The organism is Synechococcus sp. W70.1, assembly GCF_047461515.1.
Taxonomy (GTDB): domain Bacteria; phylum Cyanobacteriota; class Cyanobacteriia; order Thermostichales; family Thermostichaceae; genus Thermostichus.
Genome location: NZ_JANSHH010000031.1, coordinates 1 through 19963, shown reverse-complemented (window position 1 = coordinate 19963; position 19963 = coordinate 1). Strand labels below are relative to the sequence as shown.

The window sequence follows — 19963 nt, the reverse complement described above, 5'->3', positions numbered from 1 at the left end:
ATCCAGCCTCTGACCGAGAAAGATCGCCAAGACTTGGACTTTGTGGTGCAGCATGCCGACCTGGTGGGCTATTCCTTTGTCCAGCAGCCGGCAGATTTGCAGTTGCTGTTTTCTGAGCTGGAGCGGCGCCAGGCCCGTCCTGATCTGGGCTTGCTCCTCAAGATTGAAACGCAGCGGGCGGTGAAAAACCTACCCGCCTTGATCGCGGCCGCCGACGGCTGCCGACCGCTGGGGGTGATGATTGCCCGGGGGGATCTGGCCGTAGAGATAGGTTGGCTGCGCTTGGGGGAGATCCAGGAGGAACTGCTGTGGATCTGCGAGGCGGCCCATGTGCCGGTGGTCTGGGCTACGCAGGTGCTGGATCAGCTCACCAAAGAGGGCCTGCCCTCGCGGCCTGAGCTTTCCGATGCGGTGCTGTCTGCCCGCGCCGAGTGCGTCATGCTCAACAAAGGCCCCTATCTCCTCGAGGCAGTTGCCCTTCTGGATGAGCTGCTGGCCCGGATGCAAGCCCACCAACACAAGAAAAGCCAACGCCTGCGAGCTTTGTACTCCTGGCGCTAAGCCAGAGCAGCCTCAAAGACGAAACTTCTCCCCCAGGTAATACTTGCGCACCAAGGGATCCGCCGCCAGCTCTGCTGCCGTGCCCTTGGCCAGAATGGCTCCCTCGTTGAGAATGTAGGCCCGGTCGGTGATCTCCAGCGTCTCCCGCACGTTGTGGTCGGTAATCAAGACGCCGAGGCCCCGCTGCTTGAGCTTGGCCACCACCTCCTGGATGTCGGCCACCGCAATGGGATCCACCCCCGCAAAGGGCTCGTCCAGCAGCAAAAATTTCGGCCCGTGGATCCCAGCAGCCAGGGCGCGGGCAATCTCGGCGCGGCGCCGTTCTCCCCCCGACACCTGCAAGCCCAAACTGTGGGCCACATGGGCAATGCGGAACTCCTCGAGCAGGTGGTTGAGGCGCTGCTGCCAGAGGCGGCGAGGCACCCCCGTCTGCTCCATAACTAGCAGCAGGTTGTCTTGAATGCTGAGGCGGCGAAAGATGCTCGGCTCCTGGGCCAGGTAGCCGATCCCCAATTGGGCGCGGCGATGCATGGGCAGATGGGTAATATCTTGGTCATCTAGCCAGACATGGCCGCGGTTGGGCTGGATTAGGCCAGTCATGATGTAGAAGGTGGTGGTTTTCCCCGCTCCGTTGGGCCCCAGCAACCCGACGATTTCCCCTTGCTCGATGCTCAAGCTGACATCCTTGACCACCTCGCGGCGGCCATAGCGCTTACAGATGTTTTCCAGTCGAATCTGCATAGGGCCAGCCCAGGACTAGACGCTTTTTCCTAATCAATGCTGGCGGATCCCGAAAGCTAGTTCCAGCAAAAGCAGTGGGCCCCACCGCCGCTCCAGGAGGTCCAGATGCCCCTATCCTGGGAGCAATGCAGGACAACCTCGCTCCGCTGGGTTGTTGTCGTTAACTTGGCTACCATGAATTTCCCTCTCCAAGCTTCCGCTATTCTGGCGCTGCTGACCACGGCAACGGTTGCCTCCACTGCCGCTGCCACCCCCAACGCTTGCTTCCTGCGCTACCTGCTGGCTTCCAAAGCCTGCCCCAACTGCCGTCTGGGAAGCAACCTGGATCTGGCAGAAGCCAACTTCCAGGGTGCCGACCTCATCGAGGCCAACTTGGAGCGCGCTATCCTGACCGGCGCCGATCTCAGCGGTGCCTACCTGGTGGGAGCCAATTTGCCGCAAGCCAACTTGCGCGGCGCCAATCTTAGCGGTAGCTACCTGGAGGGGACGGATTTGCGCGGTGCCGACCTGCGGGGGGCTAATCTCTCTACGGCGCGGACTTGCGCGGGGCCGATCTGCGTATGCCAACCTGGTTGGAGCTGACCTGCGCTTTGCCCGCACCCAAGGCGCACGCCTTCAGGGTGCTGTCCGGGAGTAGCGCAAAGAGCTCCCTCTAGGAGAAGTGTCAAGCGTGAAAGCTCACTGCGGATGGCGAGACTCGAACTCGCATGGCAAAGCCACACGCCCCTCAAACGTGCGCGTATACCAATTCCGCCACATCCGCGCTAGCTGGACTCCTGCTATCCTAGCAGCAAAAAGGCCGGGGTGTTAAGGGGCCGGCAACCCTAGTCCTCGGTCCAAAACCGCTCCGAGAGGTACTTGTCGGCCCCGTCGCAGAAAATGGTGACCACCACCCCCCTGGAAAGTTGGCGAGCCACCTCAAGGGCAGCCACCACATTGGCACCAGAAGAGATGCCCACCAGTAGCCCTTCCTCCAAAGCTAGGCGCTTCACCATCTTCTGGGCGGCTTCGGTGGAAACCTCGAGGTGCCGGTCCGGCAAGCTAGGATCGTAAATCGCTGGCTTGAGGGCCGTGGCCATGTGCTTAAGGCCTTCGAGGCCGTGGAAGGGGGAGTCCGGCTGCATGGCAATGATCTGGATATCAGAGCGGTACTCCCGCAGGCGTCGCCCCACCCCCATGCAGGTGCCGCTGGTGCCTAGCCCGGTTACGAAGTGGGTGACCTGTCCCTGGGTTTGTTCCCAGATTTCCACCCCTGTGGTCTCGTAGTGGGCCTGCCAGTTGGCGGGATTGCTGTACTGGTCGGGATAGAAGTAGAGATCGGGGTTTTCGGCGTAGAGAGCGCGGGCTTTCTCGATGGCCCCATCGGAGCCGAGGGCTGGATCCGTGAGCACCAAGTCCACCCCGTAGGCAGCGAGGATCTTCTTACGCTCTGGGCTAGCGTTGGCCGGCAGGGCCAGCTTCACCTTGTACCCCAAAGCTGCCCCTATCCAGGCATAGGCAATGCCCGTGTTGCCGCTGGTGGCATCCAGGATAATCTTGCCAGGCGTAAGCTTGCCCTCGCGCTCGCCAGCGCGAATCATGTTCAGGGCCGGGCGATCCTTGACCGAGCCGCCGGGGTTGTACCACTCTGCTTTGCCGTAAACTCGCACCGCCGGCGGCAAATCAGCAGTAACCCGCCGCAGGCGAATGAGCGGCGTCCGTCCCACCAGATCAATGGGGCTCTCGACCGCAGGGGGCAAGGGGCGAGAAGAAAACGCACTCGGGTACAAGCGGGATCCCTCGCTAGACAAGCACTGGACTGGACAACCATTGCTCATCTTATCCCGGTGTTCGTCAGTTCCAGCCTCTTCTGGGCTTCCCCGGCTCCTTTAGCTAGACTCTAAGATGGGGGTTAGCAAAAAGCACTTTGGGCAACAGCAGGATGCGGAGCGGCAGGGCAGAAATCGGCATTGTAACGGCGCAACAATTTGATCGCCGGCGAGGTCAGATCCACGTCTACGACGGCGAGGGCAAGGGCAAGTCACAGGCGGCTCTGGGGGTTGTGCTGCGTTCAATTGGGCTGGGGATTGAAAACTCGGCCCCTAGCCGAGTGTTGCTGGTGCGGTTTCTCAAGGGACCGGGCCGCACCTATGCAGAGGACGCCGCGATTGCCGCTCTGCAGCGGGGCTTCCCCCACCTTATCGATCAACTGCGCACGGGGCGAGGAGAGTTCTTCGGCCCCGACGAGATTACCAAGTTTGACCGCCAAGAGGCTCGCCGCGGCTGGGATGTAGCCAAGGGGGCGCTGGCATCGGGCTTCTACTCGGTGGTGGTGCTGGACGAGCTAAACCCGGTGCTGGATCTGGGCCTGCTGCCTGTGGATGAGGTCGTCAGCACCCTCAAGCAAAAGCCAGAGGAGATGGAGGTCATCATCACCGGGCGGGGCGCCCCCAAGGAAATCATCGACCTAGCAGATCTGCACTCGGAAATGCGCAGCGTGCGGCGGGCGGCGGATCCCCAGAACGGACAGCCCCCCCTCAGCGGCATCGAGATCTACACCGGCAACGGCAAGGGCAAGTCCACCAGCGCTCTGGGCCGGGCTCTGCAGGCCATTGGGCGCGGCATTAGCAAGGATCTCTCCCACCGCGTCCTGATCATGCAGTGGCTCAAGGGGGGAACAGGCTACACAGAGGATGCAGCCATCCGCGCTTTGCGGGAGAGCTATCCCGATCTGGTGGATCACCAGCGCTGCGGTCGCGACGCCATTGTCTGGCGGGGCAAGCAGCAAGAAATCGACTATGTGGAGGCAGAGCGGGGCTGGGAGCTGGCTAGGGCAGCCATCGCCTCGGGGCTTTACAAGACCATCATCCTGGACGAACTCAACCCGACGGTAGATCTGGAGCTATTGGACGTGGAGCCCATTGTCGAGGCTTTGCTGCGCAAGCCGCGGGACACGGAGATCATCATCACAGGGCGCTGCCATGCGCCTCTGCCCTACTTTGAGCTTGCCTCTGTTCATTCGGAAATGGTGAGCCACAAGCACTACGCCGAGCAGGGAGCCGATCTGCGGCGCGGAGTGGATTACTGAGCAGGGTGGCGAGCGGTGCTGGATCAGCTCCTGCAGCGAAGCGGGTTCCCCGACGCGAGGGCGCTGGCGCAGCTCTTGCTTGGCCTTTTCCAGACGGAGGTGTGGGTGGAGGGCAAGGAGCGGGTTCCCCAGGGCCCCCTGCTGGTGGTAAGCAACCATCGCAGCTTTTTGGATGCGCCGGTGCTGATTGCGGGGCTGGATCGGCCAATTCGCTTTGCTTGCCACTACTACCTCTCTCAAGTGCCCCTCTTGCGGGAGGTTGCCTTGGCTCTGGGTTGTATCCCCCTCCAGCAGGGATCGGGTTCACAGCTTGCCTTTTTTCGCCAGGCGCAGGCCACCCTGGCAGCGGGCGGGGCGGTGGGAATTTTCCCCGAAGGGGCGGAGCAGATGACCCGCAAGACCTTACCGCAGGAGGTGGGGCGGTTCCAGCCGGGCTTTGCCCATCTGGCCTTGGCTGCTGGCGTGGATCCCCTGCCAGTCCTGCCGGTGGCAGTGTGGGCCCAAGAGGAGTGGCGGGCAATCGACATCCCCATGGCTTTCTTCCGCTGGTTTGACCCCACAGAGCCCAGCTTTCAGCAGCCGGGGGGGCATCCGGTGGTGATCTACCGTCAGGTGGTGGTTCGAGTGGGATCCCCTCTTTGGGTGAGGGGAGCAAGGCGCTATACCTGCCGCCAGGAGCGGCTGCAGCTCATTCGGGAGTTAACGGCAGCCGCCCGCGAACAGGTGCGCTTGGGGTTGACAAGGAGATGGAAAGATTGAAAAGCAAGCCCACCGCCTCTAGTCCAAGCCGCCAGAAGCGGCCCCTGCTGCTCTATTTGCCGGGTATGGATGGCACGGGCAAACTGTTTTACCGGCAGGCGCAGGCTCTGCAAGCCGAGTTTCGCGTCCGCCCTCTGAGCTTAAACCATCCCGAAGCGGGGCATAGCTGGGAGAGCTTGGCCGATTGGGTGGGATCCCAACTGGAGGAGGGAGCCTACCTGTGTGGCGAGTCCTTCGGAGCTTGCCTAGCCCTGGCTGTAGCTGCCCAGCAGCCGGAGCGCTGTCGTGGCCTGATTCTGGTCAATCCGGCCTCCTCGCTGCGGCGCCGGCCCTGGTGGTGGGCAGGTCAGGTTCTCCTGCCCTTTTTGCCGCCGGGACTTTACTACCAACTGGCGGAGCGGGGGTTAGGGTTTTTGGCGGAGCTGGGCCAAATGGAGCCGCCGGATCGGGAGCGGCTGCGCCAGGCCGTGCACAGCGTTTCTCCGGAAGTGGTTGCCCATCGTCTAGCCTTGCTGGGATCCTTTGCTGTGGAAGATTTGCCCCTCGAGTCGATGAGGCTGCCAACCTTGCTGGTGGCGGGGGGGCGGGATCGTCTCCTGCCCTCGGTGCAGGAGGTGCGGCGTCTGGCGGAGCGACTGCCCCAGGCCCAGGTGGAGATCTCGCCTTTAAGCGGCCATGCTTGCCTTCTGGAGCGGCAGATGAACCTGCGGCGCTACTTGCTCAAGCCCGATGGGGTCTTTGCCCCGCTACTGCTCAATTCCGCTCTGGCCCCCTGAGCAGCAAGAGGGAGCCCCACAGGTTTTCGATTCGCTCTTGGCAGAAGCCGTCTTTCCCCTCTCGATCCAGCCAGAGGGCTCTCAGGCCTGCTGCCTTGGCCCCCTCATAGTCTTCGCGGCGGCTGTCGCCAATGTGCCAGGCAGCGGCAGGCGGGATCCCCTGGGCCGCTAGGGCAGCCTGGAAGATGCGGGGATCGGGCTTGGCATAGCCCACCTGGGTAGAGAGAGTAAGGCTAGAAAAATAGCCGTCCAGTTGCAGCGCCTGCAGCACTCGCACTAGACGGCTGTCGAAATTGGAGATTACCCCTAGCTGGATCCCTTCCTGTTGCAGGGCTTGCAAAACTGGCAGCGTCTCGGGATAGAGCTCCCAAGGGTCCCCTGCGGCAAAATGCTCGAACAGGTGGGCAAAAAACACTGCAAAGCGCTCCTCCCCAAAGGCAGTAAGGGATCCCTCCACCTGGGCAAAGGTCTGGCGCACCACTTGATGCCACCAGGCCCGCTCCCACTCCTCTAAAAGGGATCCCGTCAAGCCCACGCAGGCGGGTGGCGGAGCACTGGCAAAAGCTTGGGCAAAGGCGCGATCCAACGCCCGTGGCTCCACGGCTACCCCGTATTCTGCCGCTAGCTGACTGTAGACTTGGCCCACGCTGCCCCGCACCCGGAACAGGGTGCCGACGGCATCGAAAAAGATCGCCTTCGGCCTCATTGCTGGTTTTCGTAGCGCGCGTAGGCCTCGACAATCCGCTGGACTAGAGGGTGGCGCACCACATCTCGCTGGTCAAAGTAGCAGAAGGCCACCCCCTCCACCCCCGCTAGGATGCGCTCTGCAGCCGCCAGGCCCGACAGGCGATGCTTGCCCAGATCCGTTTGGGTGAGATCCCCGGTAACCACCATGCGGGAGCGGAAGCCCAGCCGAGTGAGGGCCATCTTCATCTGCTCAGGGGTGGTGTTTTGGGCCTCGTCCAAGATAATGAAAGCGTTGCTGAGGGTACGCCCCCGCATGTAGGCCAGCGGCACCACCTCGATGACTCCCTGGGCCATTAGCTGAGGCAGCTTGGCCGGGTCGATAAACTCAAACAGGGCATCGTAGAGAGGCCGCAGGTAGGGATCCACCTTTTCCACCAGATCCCCTGGCAAAAAGCCCAACTTCTCCCCCGCCTCTACTGCTGGTCGCGTCAGGATCAAACGCTCGTACTCGCGGTTTTGCAGGGCTGTGATGGCGACAACGGCTGCTAGATAGGTTTTCCCCGTGCCTGCTGGCCCAATGCCGAAGCAGAGATCGTGGGTGCGAATGGCTTGTACGTACTCCTGCTGGCGGGGCGTTTTGGGCCGAATGAGCTCTCCCTTGCGGGTGCGAGCCAAAACCCCTGCCTGCACTTGCCGATAAACCTCAGCTTCTTGGTTGGAGAGAGCACGGAAGGCTTGTTCAGCATCGACTGCTGTTACAGGGTGCCCGGCTTGCCAAAGGGGTTTGAGCAATTCTAGCCACTGCCGCACCTGCTGCCGCTGTTGAGGTGTTCCCCTCAGATAGAGATCCTGCCCTCGCAGGGTAACCGAGGCGCCGCTGCAGCGGCTAATCCACTTCAAGTTAGACTCCTGCACGCCCGCCAGGGACATGGCCTGCTGGGGACTTGACAAAGAGATGATCTCGAGATCGGTGACAGCGGAGGAAGTCAAGTGGTTGTGCATGCCGTGGGCGCCGTGCACCCTAAGACCTGTTGAGACCTGTGATGGCGATCCTATCAGAAGCTCCGGCTAAAGCGCTCCAGGTTATGGCCAGCCTCGGCAAAAGGCTTCTCGGACAGCAGAGTCCGAGTGTTCTAGGACACCAATTGGGAAAACTCGCCCCCCTCGAGTTCGAGATTCAGCTTTTGCTAGCAACGGAGTTAGAAATATTGAAAGAAATCTTTTTCTTCTGAAATAGTCGTTACTCATCAAGCAGAGCTAGTTTAGCCTTGAGGGTGTATAGCCTCCCAGTACATTCCGCCATTCACGTTGTCGATTTACATTAATGAAAAGGCATCTGAACCTGGTCTTTCAGCACTTTTGGTAAAAATTTGAAAAAGTCGAACCCGCTCTTTGGGCAATTTGGGTAACCTGGATTTGCTAGAGCTAGCAAGAGAGAGAACTTCCAATAGAGAGCCTTACGAGAATCTGGAGCTGTTTTTTATCAGCTTGCCTTAAAACTTCTTAAGGCTTCACAATCACAATCTTGCCTTGCAAGGAAACTAAGGAGATAGCAATGTCTACCCAATTGGTTACACCCGCTACGCTAGAGCTTCTGCAAGTGGATTTGACGCAAGTCCCTCCAGAGATTACCTGTGATGGCAGCGACTTGGACTGGAGCCAAGCCGTGGTGATCGAGGGCAGTCAGCCCCAAGAGGAAAATTTGCAGGGCTGGATTGCCTTCTGTGGCCTGCGGGTTAACCACGAGGCCGGCAATGTCCTGTACTGGCAAGGGCAGCCGCTGCGGGCCAGCCGCATTCGCTTTTTCGTAAGAAATGTAGCCTGGCGCTATGGCTTCTCTTTCTCCACCAGCATTCGCTCCCCTCTCGGCAAAGGGATCCCCACGCCTCCCGACTGGCGCTACCCTGGCCTTTGCCGCTACGGCCTGGTGCTGTTCCAGCCCAACGTCCAGTTGGTGGCCCGACAGGTCTGGGAATCCTCGCCCGAGCAGCCGCAAGAGGTGGATCTGGATCCCAACCTGGATATTGCCTTTAATGTCAACGCCGCCAAGGGCAGTTACAGCGACAACAGCGGCAGCTTCGATATCTACGTGCAGGTGGTGAGCTAAGGGCAGCCAGGGATCCCCGCCGAGAACAGTTGCCGGCTGGGATCCCATCTTCTACAATAGGTGAGCTAGAAGTTGGCGCCCAGCTTGCCGCTGGCTCTGCCAGCTTGGAGAGGTGGCTGAGTGGTCGAAAGCGGCTTCCTGCTAAGAAGTTACGGGGCCCAAAAGGCTCCGTCGAGGGTTCGAATCCCTCCCTCTCCGTTGCCACAGCCAAAGCTAGCCACCTTTGCCGCTGACGGAGGGCACTGATGGGCCAGGGATGGCTTCTAAGTCAGTGGGGAGTGGCGCTTTGGCTCAATTTACTTCTCGTGGGGCTAGCCCTGCAGAGTCCCCAAAAGGCGCTGACCCGGGCTGGGGTGCTCCACGCAGGGCTGCTGGGTTTGTTGGTGTGGGGTGGCCTGGGGTGGCGGGGCTACCTGGTAGTAGCCGCCTATTTTTTAGTCGGCACAGCCGTCACCCGCTTGGGGATCCACCGGAAGCAGGCGCAGGGAATTGCCGAGAAGCGAGGAGGGGCGCGGGGCCCAGAAAATGTCTGGGGCTCTGCTTTGACCGGGGCGGTATGCGCAGTGGGATACGCTTTCTTTCCGCACTCCCTGTGGTGGTTGGGGTATAGTGCCAGCTTTGCAGCGAAATTGGCCGATACCGTCAGCAGCGAAGTAGGCAAAGCCTATGGACGGCAGACCTTTTTGATCACCACTTTTCAGCCGGTGCCTGCCGGCACGGAGGGAGCTGTCAGCCTAGAGGGATCCCTGGCGGGGGTGGCAGCAGCAGGTGGAATGTCCGCCTTGGCCTGGGGGATTGGCGGAGAATGGGTGGGAGGGGATCCCTGGTGGCTGAGCGCCTGCTGGCTGGCCGGCATCCTGGCCACTCTAGCAGAAAGCTGGATGGGGGTAGTGCTGCAGCCCCGCCTGGCCTGGATGACCAATGAGATGGTGAACGGCATTCAGACAACCCTTGCCGCTCTTTTGGCGGTGGGGCTGGGAGCCCTCCTGGGGATTGGAGCGTAAAGAGAGCCCAAGGAAAAAGGGAGGAGCCTTCCGGAAGCTCTCTCCCCTAGGGGTGTAAAAACAGCAGAACAGCTTCTAGCGCAAGCCGCTTGGCTTGTAGACCAAGAAGCCCAGCACCTGACACTGCTTAATGTTGTCGAAGCCCACCACGCGGATGAAGCAATGGGGGTAAGCGCTGCGGCAGGCCTGCACTTCAGTCAGCACCTCCTGTGGAGAAGTAGCGCTAAACAGCGGCAGCTTCCACAAAGTCCAGTAGTGGTCGGTTGGCTCGGAAGATTCGTTGAATTCGATGGCAGGGATGTAGCCCTGATCCAGGATGTACTGCACCTGCTTGAGGATCTGCAGATCCGTTAGGGGTGGCAGATAGGAAAAGGTTTCGTAGCGGCGCTCTTTCGGTAGGGTTTGCATAACTTACTCCGTTTCAGGTGTAGGGTTTTGGAGAGTGGATCCTGCCTCTGGGTGGGTGACCGGCAGGGATCCGGTTGCTGAAGTCAGCCGTTCCAGGTGGCTGCGGCGGTGTTCCATGTTGGCCTGTTGAATACCGGTTTTGGCCATTTCCGGCAAGTAGTCGACCACCTCCGCTGCCAGGTACTCCCGAACGGTCATGATGCGGTAGGCCAAGTCGGCCCGCTCTGCCAGCAAAGCCCGAAGATAGGCTTCCCCATCCTGGAAGCTTTGCCGAGCAGAAAACTGCTGCAGCCAGAGGGCCCTGGGAGGATCCGTCTCGCTCAGCTGGGCCAGCACCGTGCGCATCGCCTGATAGGTCAGGTAGCTGATTAAAGTTTTGGCCGTGTCCTTGGCGATCTGCTTTAGATCCATGACCGATCCAGGGGTTGGGCCAAGGGGGCAAGAAAGTCCAGAGATCCCTTGCCCCCAGAGAGTTTTAGAGCGTATCGACCGGCTTGAACTCGAACTTAACCTCTTTCCACAGCTCGCAAGCAGCCGCCAGCTCTGGTGACCACTTGGCTGCTTCGCGGATGATGTCGCTGCCCTCTCGGATCAGGTCTCGGCCTTCGTTGCGGGCTTGGATGCAGGCTTCCAGGGCCACGCGGTTAGCCGTTGCACCGGGAGCATTCCCCCATGGGTGGCCGAGCGTGCCGCCGCCAAACTGCAGCACCGCGTCGTCCCCGAAGATCTCCACCAGCGCCGGCATGTGCCAAACGTGGATCCCTCCAGAAGCCACCGGCATGACCCCAGGCATAGAAGCCCAATCTTGGGTGAAGAAAATGCCGCGGGAGCGATCCGCCTCGACGTAGTTTTCTCGCATGAGATCCACAACGCCCATGGTGATGGCGCGGTCGCCTTCCAACTTGCCCACCACCGTACCGGCGTGCAGGTGGTCGCCGCCAGACATGCGCAGGCACTTGGCCAGCACCCGGAAGTGGATGCCGTGGTTTTTCTGCCGGTCGATCACTGCGTGCATGGCGCGGTGGATGTGCAGCAGGATGCCATTATCGCGGCACCACTTGGCCAGGCTGGTGTTGGCCGTAAAGCCGGCGGTGAGGTAGTCGTGCATGATGATGGGAGCGCCAATCTCCTTGGCAAACTCCGCCCGCTTGAACATTTCCTCACAGGTGGGCGCGGTCACGTTCAGGTAGTGGCCCTTGATCTCGCCGGTTTCGGCCTGAGCTTTGTGGACCGCTTCCATGACAAACAAGTAGCGATCCCGCCAGCGCATGAAAGGCTGCGAGTTGACGTTCTCGTCGTCTTTGGTAAAGTCCAGCCCACCCCGCAGTGCCTCGTACACAGCTCGCCCGTAGTTTTTGGCGGAAAGACCCAGCTTGGGCTTGATGGTGCAGCCCAGCAGCGGACGGCCATACTTGTTCAGCTTATCCCGCTCTACCTGAATGCCGTGGGGAGGGCCCTGGAAGGTCTTCAGGTAAGCTACGGGAATGCGCAAGTCTTCTAGCCGCAGCGCCTTTATGGCCTTAAAGCCGAAGACGTTGCCCACAATCGAGGTGAGCATGTTGGTTACTGAGCCTTCCTCGAAGAGATCCAGCGGGTAGGCGACGAAGCAGAAGTACTGGTTCTCTTCGCCAGGAACCGGCTCGATGTCGTAGCAGCGGCCCTTGTAGCGATCCAAGTCAGTGAGCAGATCGGTCCAAACGGTTGTCCAGGTGCCCGTCGAGGACTCAGCTGCTACTGCTGCCCCTGCTTCTTCTGGAGGAACGCCTGGCTGAGGCGTAACCCGAAAACAGGCTAGGATGTCGGTATCTTTGGGCGTGTAATCAGGGGTGTAATAGGTCAGTCTGTAGTCTTTCACCCCCGCTTGATAGCCGCTCTTGGTTTTCGTTGCTGAATAGGCCACGTCAATCCTCCTCTACACGAATGACAAACTCTGCAAAGTTGAGAACTAGCATCTCCAGCTTCAGGCAACAGGCGAGGAAGCAGAGGTAAGGAGCCTCAACTGCCTGCCCTTTCTGGCCTTGGAGCTGCCTCACAATCGGTAGGCTCGACCCTTGCAGCCTACCCCTTTCCCCTCAACCTGTAAGCCCTCTTCCCTGACTCCTTTCATCGCTAGCTTTAACGCACCAAGTCCAGAAAGCCTCTATGGACTATTTCCAGCTCTTGTTGCCCCTGCGATCTCAATAATGCAGCTCCACCTTCTTGGGTTTAATCCTAAGCTACCATCCGCGATGAAAGCCAGATCATTACTTTCTTTATGAGTTTGATTAGCTTACTTAAAGCAAGCCAGGCCTTCCGCTGGCAACGGGATAGATTTCTTTGACTTTCTTCACATCTTCCTGGGAGAATCCCCCACCTGACGACACCAGCTCCCTTGGCAGGGAGCTAGGAAAGAGACTCCCTGGCAGCCAGGAGGACTAGGAAACGGTCGTCAGGGAAGGCTGGGGCTTCTTGGTGATTACCTGGTCGATGATGCCGTATTCTTTGGCCTGTTCTGGGGTCATAAAGTTGTCGCGGTCTGTATCGCGCTCGATACGCTCCAGCGGCTGGCCCGTGTGGTAGGCAAGCAGGCTGTTGAGGCTGTTTTTGATAAAGAGGAGCTCCCTAGCCTGGATCTCGACGTCGGTGGCTGGACCCTGGGCTCCCCCTAGAGGTTGGTGAATCATAATGCGGGCATGGGGAAGGGCAATGCGTTTGCCCTTGGCACCCCCTGCCAGCAAAAAGGCTCCCATGCTGGCGGCCAAGCCAATGCAGATGGTGGAGACGTCTGGCTGGATGTGCTGCATGGTGTCGTAGATGGCCATACCGGCATAGACAGAGCCGCCAGGAGAGTTGATGTAGAGGTAGATATCTTTCTCAGGGTCTTCGGATTCCAGGTAGAGCATCTGGGCCACAATTAGGTTGGCTACGTCGTCATCTATCGGCGTGCCCAAGAAGATAATCCGATCCCGTAGCAAACGCGAGTAAATATCAAAGGCGCGCTCGCCGCGTGCAGATTGCTCGATAACAGTGGGAATCATGCCAGTCCAAGCGATGGGTTGCTACCATAGTGTAGTTTAAGCCACGGGATAACTGCCCCCTGCAGAGGAGTTGCCTGGCTCTGCCTAGGTAGCCTGCCGCTGGGATCCTCATTATCAATTTATCAATCTGCGGAGATGAGGTGTAAATGGATGTGATCCCGGATGAACCCCTTGTGATCGCCGGATTGCTGGGTCTGGCTCTCCTGGGACTCTTGATCTTGGCCGGGGTAGGATGGGGGACGGGCGACGGTGACTAGCAAGAGATTCAAGTTGACAGAGTTAAACCTGCCTCTTTACAATCAAGATCGCTTCGTTTGGAGATGCCCCCATCGTCTAGAGGCCTAGGACACATCCCTTTCACGGATGCGACAGGGGTTCGAATCCCCTTGGGGGTATAGAGGAAAGGTAGCGACGATGCGTAGCTTCGCCGGCGCATCTTCTGCCTTGACGTGGATTAACTAAGCCAGTAGATGAGCAGCTGCATTTCTTCGGCTAGGCACTTTGCCTAGGCTAAAGTCAGCTCCGTCTTTAGCCGGTGTGCTCGATCAAGAGCAAGGAGCAACTCCCCTCAGCTCGATGGGAAGTGACACCTGCGGAGATCCCTCTGGTGGGGTAGTGGAGGTGAACTCTGCTGCTAGCTATAGGTCGTGGAAGCAGGAAGAAAGGCTCAACCTGGAGCAAAAGTCTGCTTTTGTCCGAGGTTGTATAGGTCTTTCAGACGCGGATCAACGGCTATGGGCCAGAGCTTCTGCTGGTGCAGCGCTAGCAGCTAGATCGTCTTTGATTAGCTCTACCAGATCCTGAAGCTGACGAATGGCCTCCGCTCCTTCTAGTTTCATCAGCTCCCGCTCATCCCGCATCTCCGTCCAACTGATGGAGCACTCGGAGACTAAAAAGCGAATCAGATGCCCTTCCCGCAAGCTGACCATGAAGGAAGCGCTCTCAAAGGAGGTGCCGCAGGTGTAGCAGGAGGCCGGGTAGCCCCGCTTCTCCAAAGCAATGGCCAGCGCCTGCAAACTCATCACCAGATCCTGAACGTAGCTGCGGTATTGTTCCGCCAACCGTTTGAACATCACACTCCTCCTCACTCCTCGGCTCAGCCAGGCCCTCTTCTGGCCACAGACAAGCCGCTTAGTAATAAATACCTATGCTCGGCAGTTAAGTTCATATGTAGCACAGCAATCGGCAATCCTCAAGGAAGGAGCTCAGTCCAGGAACCAAAACTGCCCAGCGCCAAGCAGGATGATAGGCAAGGCCCAGGTGGTTCAGATGTCGTATTTAACACTCCTCTCAAAACAAACACCAAAGTTTACTCTAGTTCAAAACTCTTGCCTCTAGGGGGGGAGCGGATCCTCAGCTCAGGACGGGAAGGGGAATAGTTGCTTTTCGTGGTTGTTTTCCAATTCTCAGAAAGGCTTCTCTTATTTCCGAGGCCTCCTTATCTGCTCTTTCGAGCTGCCGAGAGTAACCCCATTTGTTGTCCGTGCCTTAGCACCACTCGTGAAGATTTCCTCAAGCAACTGCTGTGGCGCCTGATTGATCGGGGGTGCTGCCTCCAACCTACCTTGGCCTAAGCTAGCCGTTTGGCAAGCCCCCTTAGCAACCCCTTAAGAAAATATTAAAAACGGGATTAAAAATACAGAGACAGCGGCCTCCTAAGAGGAGAAGGAACTAGAATTGAAGTGGGCAAGGTGTATTGCAAACGCCTGAAAAAAGAAACATCAGAGTTGCTAAAAGTTCTCCCTTGCACCGGTGGCTAGATCGTCCCTTTTGCAAAGATGCCAGCAGCCCTTAGCAGTAGCTGAGGAGAGGTCTTGCTCTAGGTCTAGCCTGTTGCATAGCTGTCAGGCCGAGTGGCCAGGGGGATTGCTATGGTAGTGAGCGCCCAGTCTTCTGTAGCTTTGCCTACAGAATTCACAAGTAAACAACATAGCTTGAGGGATTTCGTGCCTGGGCGGTGGCAGCGCTGCATCGATGTCCGAGATTTCATCCAGCGCAACTACACCCCCTACACCGGGGATGAAAGCTTTTTGGCGCCGGCCACCGAGCGCACGCAGCGGCTGTGGGCCAAAGTTCAAGATCTGATGGCCTTGGAGCGGAAGCGTGGGATCTTGGATGCCGACACCGACCTTCCTTCCAGCATCACCAGCCACCCGCCAGGCTACATCGACCGAGAGCTGGAGCAGATCGTAGGGCTACAAACGGATAAGCCCCTAAAGCGCGCCATCCTGCCCTTTGGCGGCATCCGTATGGTAGAAACGGCCCTCAAGGCCTATGGCTACGAGCTGGATCCCCGCGTTAAGGAAATCTTTACCAAGTATCGCAAGACCCACAACGACGGGGTTTTCGACGCCTACACGGAGGAGATGCGCCGCTGCCGCCGCTCTGGGATCATCACCGGCTTGCCGGACGCCTATGGACGGGGCCGCATCATCGGTGACTACCGGCGGGTACCTCTCTATGGCGTGGATCGGCTGATTGAGGACAAGGAGGCGCAGAAGGCCAGCCTAGAGGTGGACACGATGGATGAAGAAACCATCCGCCTGCGGGAGGAGCTCTCAGAGCAGATCAAAGCCCTGTACGAGCTCAAGGAGATGGGGGCCAGCTACGGCTTTGATCTAGGCCGCCCCGCAACCAACGCCCGCGAGGCCATCCAGTGGCTGTACCTAGCCTACCTGGCAGCGGTCAAAGAGCAAAACGGCGCCGCCATGTCCCTGGGGCGGGTTTCCACGTTCCTAGACATCTACATCGAGCGGGATCTGCAGGCCGGGATCCTCACCGAGGAAGAGGCCCAGGAGCTCATCGACCACTTTGTCATGAAGCTGCGCATGGTCAGGTTTTTGCGCACGCCGGAGTACAACGAGCTCTTTAGTGGGGATCCCACCTGGGTAACCGAGTGCATCGGCGGCATGGGGCTAGATGGGCGGCCTCTAGTGACCAAGACCAGCTTCCGCATGCTGCACACCCTCTACAACCTTGGGCCGGCGCCGGAGCCCAACTTGACGGTGCTCTGGTCGGAGCGGCTGCCGGAAGCTTTCAAGCGCTACTGCGCCAAGGTCTCCATCGAAACCAGCTCCATCCAGTACGAAAACGACGACCTGATGCGCCCCTACTGGGGGGATGACTACGGCATCGCCTGCTGCGTGTCGGCCATGCGCATCGGCAAGCAGATGCAGTTTTTTGGAGCGCGGGTGAACTTGGCCAAGTGCCTGCTCTATGCCATCAACGGCGGTCGGGATGAGATCTCCGGCGAGCAGGTGGCTCCTGCTTTCGCCCCCATCACCGCCGATGTCCTGGACTACGACGAGGTGTGGCCGCGCATGGCGCAGATGATGGCCTGGCTGGCCAAAACCTACGTCAACACCATGAACATCATCCACTACATGCACGACAAGTACTGCTACGAGCGCCTGGAGATGGCCCTGCACGACCGGGACGTGCTGCGCACCATGGCCTTTGGGTTGGCCGGCCTGTCGGTAACAGCCGACTCCCTATCCGCCATCAAATACGCGCGGGTGCGGGCCATCCGGGATGAACGGGGCTTGGTGGTGGACTACGCGGTGGAGGGCGACTTCCCCAAATACGGCAACAACGACGACCGAGTTGACTCCATTGCGGTGCAACTGGTGCAGACCTTCATGGCCGAGCTGCGCAAGCACAAGACCTACCGCAATGCCATCCCCACCCAGTCCATCCTCACCATCACCTCCAACGTGGTCTACGGCAAGAAAACCGGCAACACCCCTGACGGGCGGCGCGCAGGTGAACCCTTTGCCCCTGGGGCCAACCCCATGCATGGCCGCGACACCAAGGGGGCGGTGGCGTCGCTGGCTTCGGTGGCTAAGCTGCCCTACGACGACGCTCTGGATGGGATCTCCAACACCTTCTCCATCGTGCCGGCGGCCCTAGGTCGCACAGCGGAGGAGCGGGTTGCCAATCTAGTGGGGCTGCTGGATGGCTACATGCGGGATGGCGGCTTTCACCTCAACGTGAACGTTCTCAACCGCGAGACCTTGCTGCACGCCATGGAGCACCCAGAGCTCTATCCACAGCTCACCATCCGGGTTTCCGGCTATGCGGTGAACTTCATCAAGCTCACCCGCGAGCAACAACTGGATGTGATTAACCGCACCTTCCATCAACACTTCTAAACGACGGCCAGGGGATCCCTGAAGGCTGCCCATACCCAGGGAAAGGGATCCCCCAGCAAGGAGGTTCGATGAGCTATAGCGCTTTGGACTTGGTTAGAGACTACGCGGCAGGACAGCGAGATTTCCAAGGGATCGAGCTGCTCCAGGCCGACCTACAAGGGATCCACCTAGCCGGTGCCGACCTGCGCTCTGCCGACTTCAGCGGGGCCAACCTGGCAGGCGCCAACCTGCGGGGGTGTGATCTCAGCTTTGCCAATTTCAGCAACGCCAACCTATCTGGAGCCGATCTGCGAGGATGCCTGCTTTTCGGCACCGATTTCCGAGGTGCTCTCTTGGAAGGAGCTTTGCTGGATCACGCCGATTTCGATGCCTATACCCATTTCCCAGCGGGCTTTGATCCGAAGGCGCATCGCCTACACAACATCTCGTCAGGTGTCTCCCAGTAGACCCTTTGGGGTCTTTCCATCGGTTTTCAACTTAAGAAAACCCAGCCCAGGTAAACCCAAAGTCAAAGCCAGGGGGTGGGCAACGTAGCCAGCAATTTGGAAGAAAACCTCAAGATTAATTGATATTTTGCAAAAGCCATTGAGAATAGAAGTTATGGGTACCTCCCTCAACCCCTCGAGGCCGGTGACCGGCCGCATTCACTCGGTTGAAACCTGTGGCACGGTAGATGGGCCAGGGATCCGCTTTGTCATCTTCCTGCAGGGCTGTCCTCTGCGCTGTCTGTACTGCCACAATCCGGACTGTCGGGATCCCAATGCTGGCCAGGTGGTGACAGTGGACTCCCTCATGGCGGAGATCCAGCGCTGCCGCAATTACTACCTCAAAGGCGGGGGAGTAACGGCCAGCGGGGGAGAACCGTTAATGCAGCCCACCTTTGTGGCTGAGATTTTCCGCCGCTGCCACGAGCTGGACTTGCACACAGCGCTGGACACTTCCGGCTACGCGCCCTTGGGAGTGGCCAAGCCAGTTTTGGCCCATACGGATTTGGTGCTCCTTGATATCAAGTCCTATCTGCCGGAGCTCTATCGCAAAGTTACTGGCGTTTCGCTGCAGCCCACTCTCGATCTGGCTCGCTATTTGGATCAGATTCACAAGCCCACCTGGATTCGTTTTGTCCTCGTTCCCGGACTAACGGATCCCGAGGAAAACATTAAGGGATTGGCTGAGTTTGTAGCCACCCTATCCAACGTGGAGCGGGTGGAAGTTTTGCCCTTTCACAAGATGGGGGAATACAAATGGCAGCAATTGGGATTGCCTTACACCCTTGCCGATGTCGATCCACCCACACCCGAACAGGTGAATCACGCCTTACAAATCTTTCGGGATCAAGGACTGGTGGCTATTTGACAATTCTGCAGTTGCGGCTTGGGTCAGCATAGCCAGGTCACGCTTAGATCCGAAGTGATTCACAGTTAATCTCTGCACCGTCTCCAGATTGGCCCTGAGCTGACTGGAATCCAAGTTGATCCCCAGGCTAACTTTACGGACTCTATGTGAACTGAAGAATACCCCAAGAGGAGGGATCCCCAATGGAAGTTTGCGTCACCTACCACGATGGTGTTCAGTTCCAAGCGGAAAGCCGAGGGCACCGCATTCTCAGCGACCAGCCTTTGGACAATCACGGTCGAGATCAGGGAATGACGCCGCCGGAATGGTTTCTGGCTTCTCTGGGCGCCTGTGTTGGTTTTTATGCCGTCAAATATCTGGAAGCTCGGCAGTTGGATCCCAGTGGACTAGAGGTGGTGGTCACGGCGGAGAAAGTTGAGCATCCGGCTCGCCTAGACAACATTCACATTCGTGTAAAAACTGGGATCCCGCTGGACGGAAGGCATCAAAAGGGGCTGGAAAAAGCAGTTGATGCCTGCATCATTCACAATACGCTCACCCATCCCCCCACCCTGACCACCGAAATCCAAGTTCCTGCTCCTGTTGGCGCCTAGATTGCCATTCGGGTTATTCGACTATTTCCAACTATCCGATTGTCAATTGTTCCTATCGTCTAAGTCTTGATGAGTTTTGGAGGGATCCACCGATGCCAGTAACCAATCTAGCCGAGCTGGAAACCTTGATCCAGCAGGTGAAGGCTGCCCAAGCGGAATATGCAACTTTCACCCAAGAACAGGTAGACCGGATTTTTCACAAAGCCGCTCTGGCTGCCAACAACGAACGGATCCCGCTTGCCAAGCTGGCCGTAGAAGAGACCGGCATGGGCATTGTGGAAGACAAGGTAATCAAAAATCACTTTGCCTCTGAGTACATTTACAACAAATACAAACACGAGAAAACCTGCGGCGTCATCGAGCGGGACGAGAGCTTTGGCTACGAGCGCATTGCTGAGCCGGTGGGGCTTTTGGCAGGTATTGTGCCAGTAACCAACCCCACGTCGACAACAATTTTCAAAGCCCTCATCACTCTAAAAACCCGCAACGCCATCATCTTTGCGCCTCACCCCCGTGCCAAACGATGCACGGCTGCTGCAGCCAAAGTGGTCAAAGAGGCGGCTGAGGCGGCAGGCGCGCCGGTGGGGTTGATTGGCTGGATTGACGAGCCCACGATTGAGCTCTCCCAGGCTTTGATGCAGCATCCTGAGGTGCAGCTGATCCTGGCCACCGGGGGCCCTGGCATGGTCCAGGCGGCCTATTCTTCCGGCCACCCAGCTTAGTGGGTGGGGGCCGGCAA

The 19963-nt window shown here is 58.8% G+C and carries 20 protein-coding genes, 3 tRNA genes and 1 pseudogene; 14 read left to right on the top strand and 10 right to left on the bottom strand.

What is annotated here, in order from left to right:
- Positions 1-561: pyruvate kinase (locus tag NW808_RS07980; RefSeq protein WP_414420848.1), on the top strand; the 561-nt coding region annotated here is incomplete at its 5' end.
- 12 nt (positions 562-573) lie between these two features.
- Here NW808_RS07980 and lptB read toward each other — a convergent pair.
- A complete protein-coding gene (gene lptB, locus NW808_RS07975) occupies positions 574-1302 on the bottom strand; it encodes an LPS export ABC transporter ATP-binding protein (RefSeq protein ID WP_414393426.1) in 729 nt (242 codons plus the stop codon).
- A 174-nt stretch (positions 1303-1476) separates the two neighbouring features.
- Between lptB and NW808_RS07970 the strand changes: the two genes are divergently transcribed.
- Positions 1477-1884, top strand: a complete 408-nt coding sequence (locus NW808_RS07970) for a pentapeptide repeat-containing protein (RefSeq protein WP_414420847.1) — start codon at positions 1477-1479, stop codon at positions 1882-1884.
- Positions 1885-1984: 100 nt separating this feature from the next.
- On the opposite strand, the gene NW808_RS07965 is transcribed toward NW808_RS07970, so the two are convergent.
- Positions 1985-2065: transfer RNA gene (locus tag NW808_RS07965), tRNA-Leu, on the bottom strand.
- A 61-nt stretch (positions 2066-2126) separates the two neighbouring features.
- Positions 2127-3071: a PLP-dependent cysteine synthase family protein gene (locus NW808_RS07960; RefSeq protein ID WP_414409609.1), complete on the bottom strand. Its 945-nt coding sequence runs from the start codon at positions 3069-3071 to the stop codon at positions 2127-2129.
- 152 nt (positions 3072-3223) lie between these two features.
- Between NW808_RS07960 and NW808_RS07955 the strand changes: the two genes are divergently transcribed.
- Genes NW808_RS07955 through NW808_RS07945 form a run of 3 tightly spaced genes read left to right on the top strand, consistent with a single transcriptional unit; the run spans position 3224 to position 5904 of the window.
- On the top strand, positions 3224-4369 hold the full coding sequence (locus NW808_RS07955) for a cob(I)yrinic acid a,c-diamide adenosyltransferase (RefSeq protein WP_414393431.1): 1146 nt from the start codon (positions 3224-3226) through the stop codon (positions 4367-4369).
- Positions 4370-4384: 15 nt separating this feature from the next.
- The gene (locus NW808_RS07950; protein ID WP_414420846.1) at positions 4385-5128 is read left to right on the top strand and encodes a lysophospholipid acyltransferase family protein; all 744 of its coding nucleotides are present in this window, start codon (positions 4385-4387) and stop codon (positions 5126-5128) included.
- A complete protein-coding gene (locus tag NW808_RS07945) occupies positions 5116-5904 on the top strand; it encodes an alpha/beta fold hydrolase (protein WP_414420845.1) in 789 nt (262 codons plus the stop codon). Before NW808_RS07950 ends, NW808_RS07945 begins: the two co-directional genes overlap by 13 nt.
- On the opposite strand, the gene NW808_RS07940 is transcribed toward NW808_RS07945, so the two are convergent.
- Both NW808_RS07940 and NW808_RS07935 read right to left on the bottom strand, forming a co-directional pair.
- Positions 5882-6610: an HAD-IA family hydrolase gene (locus tag NW808_RS07940; protein ID WP_414420844.1), complete on the bottom strand. Its 729-nt coding sequence runs from the start codon at positions 6608-6610 to the stop codon at positions 5882-5884. The genes NW808_RS07945 and NW808_RS07940 overlap by 23 nt on opposite strands.
- Positions 6607-7593 (bottom strand): PhoH family protein, encoded by a 987-nt coding sequence (locus tag NW808_RS07935; RefSeq protein WP_414409717.1) that lies wholly within the window; start codon positions 7591-7593, stop codon positions 6607-6609. The genes NW808_RS07940 and NW808_RS07935 overlap by 4 nt, the downstream gene beginning before the upstream one ends.
- A 553-nt stretch (positions 7594-8146) precedes the next feature.
- Here NW808_RS07935 and NW808_RS07930 point away from each other — a divergent pair.
- The 3 genes from NW808_RS07930 (at position 8147) to NW808_RS07920 (ending at position 9702) form a co-directional block, all read left to right on the top strand.
- Positions 8147-8698, top strand: coding sequence for a hypothetical protein (locus NW808_RS07930; RefSeq protein ID WP_414420843.1), 552 nt, complete (start codon positions 8147-8149; stop codon positions 8696-8698).
- Between the two features lie 106 nt (positions 8699-8804).
- Positions 8805-8896, top strand: a tRNA-Ser gene (locus NW808_RS07925).
- 47 nt (positions 8897-8943) lie between these two features.
- On the top strand, positions 8944-9702 hold the full coding sequence (locus tag NW808_RS07920) for a TIGR00297 family protein (RefSeq protein WP_414420842.1): 759 nt from the start codon (positions 8944-8946) through the stop codon (positions 9700-9702).
- Between the two features lie 75 nt (positions 9703-9777).
- Here NW808_RS07920 and NW808_RS07915 read toward each other — a convergent pair whose 3' ends face one another.
- The 4 genes from NW808_RS07915 to clpP all read right to left on the bottom strand — a co-directional run bounded on the left by NW808_RS07915 (position 9778) and on the right by clpP (position 13127).
- Positions 9778-10110: a ribulose bisphosphate carboxylase small subunit gene (locus NW808_RS07915; RefSeq protein ID WP_414405442.1), complete on the bottom strand. Its 333-nt coding sequence runs from the start codon at positions 10108-10110 to the stop codon at positions 9778-9780.
- Positions 10111-10113: 3 nt separating this feature from the next.
- Positions 10114-10521 carry a RuBisCO chaperone RbcX gene (gene rcbX, locus NW808_RS07910; protein ID WP_414420841.1) on the bottom strand — a complete coding sequence of 136 codons (408 nt, stop codon included), beginning with the start codon at positions 10519-10521 and terminating at the stop codon, positions 10114-10116.
- Positions 10522-10585: 64 nt separating this feature from the next.
- Complete coding sequence (locus tag NW808_RS07905; RefSeq protein WP_414393443.1) at positions 10586-12010, bottom strand: form I ribulose bisphosphate carboxylase large subunit; 1425 nt, start codon at positions 12008-12010, stop codon at positions 10586-10588.
- Positions 12011-12524: 514 nt separating this feature from the next.
- Positions 12525-13127 (bottom strand): ATP-dependent Clp endopeptidase proteolytic subunit ClpP, encoded by a 603-nt coding sequence (clpP, locus tag NW808_RS07900; protein ID WP_414393444.1) that lies wholly within the window; start codon positions 13125-13127, stop codon positions 12525-12527.
- A gap of 322 nt (positions 13128-13449) precedes the next feature.
- Here clpP and NW808_RS07895 point away from each other — a divergent pair.
- Positions 13450-13522: transfer RNA gene (locus tag NW808_RS07895), tRNA-Glu, on the top strand.
- 330 nt (positions 13523-13852) lie between these two features.
- On the opposite strand, the gene NW808_RS07890 is transcribed toward NW808_RS07895, so the two are convergent.
- Complete coding sequence (locus NW808_RS07890) at positions 13853-14200, bottom strand: DUF1815 family protein (RefSeq protein ID WP_414393445.1); 348 nt, start codon at positions 14198-14200, stop codon at positions 13853-13855.
- Positions 14201-14998: 798 nt separating this feature from the next.
- Here NW808_RS07890 and pflB point away from each other — a divergent pair.
- From pflB to NW808_RS07865, 5 genes and pseudogenes are all read left to right on the top strand, one after another.
- Positions 14999-17278 (top strand): formate C-acetyltransferase, encoded by a 2280-nt coding sequence (pflB, locus tag NW808_RS07885; protein WP_414405450.1) that lies wholly within the window; start codon positions 14999-15001, stop codon positions 17276-17278.
- A 68-nt stretch (positions 17279-17346) separates the two neighbouring features.
- Positions 17347-17724 carry a pentapeptide repeat-containing protein gene (locus tag NW808_RS07880; protein WP_414420840.1) on the top strand — a complete coding sequence of 126 codons (378 nt, stop codon included), beginning with the start codon at positions 17347-17349 and terminating at the stop codon, positions 17722-17724.
- Between the two features lie 184 nt (positions 17725-17908).
- Positions 17909-18631: a pyruvate formate-lyase-activating protein gene (gene pflA, locus NW808_RS07875; RefSeq protein WP_414420839.1), complete on the top strand. Its 723-nt coding sequence runs from the start codon at positions 17909-17911 to the stop codon at positions 18629-18631.
- A gap of 182 nt (positions 18632-18813) precedes the next feature.
- Positions 18814-19224: an OsmC family protein gene (locus NW808_RS07870; protein ID WP_414420838.1), complete on the top strand. Its 411-nt coding sequence runs from the start codon at positions 18814-18816 to the stop codon at positions 19222-19224.
- A gap of 92 nt (positions 19225-19316) precedes the next feature.
- Positions 19317-19943, top strand: a pseudogene (locus tag NW808_RS07865) (aldehyde dehydrogenase family protein); the annotation flags it as partial.
- Between the last annotated feature and the right edge of the window lie 20 nt (positions 19944-19963).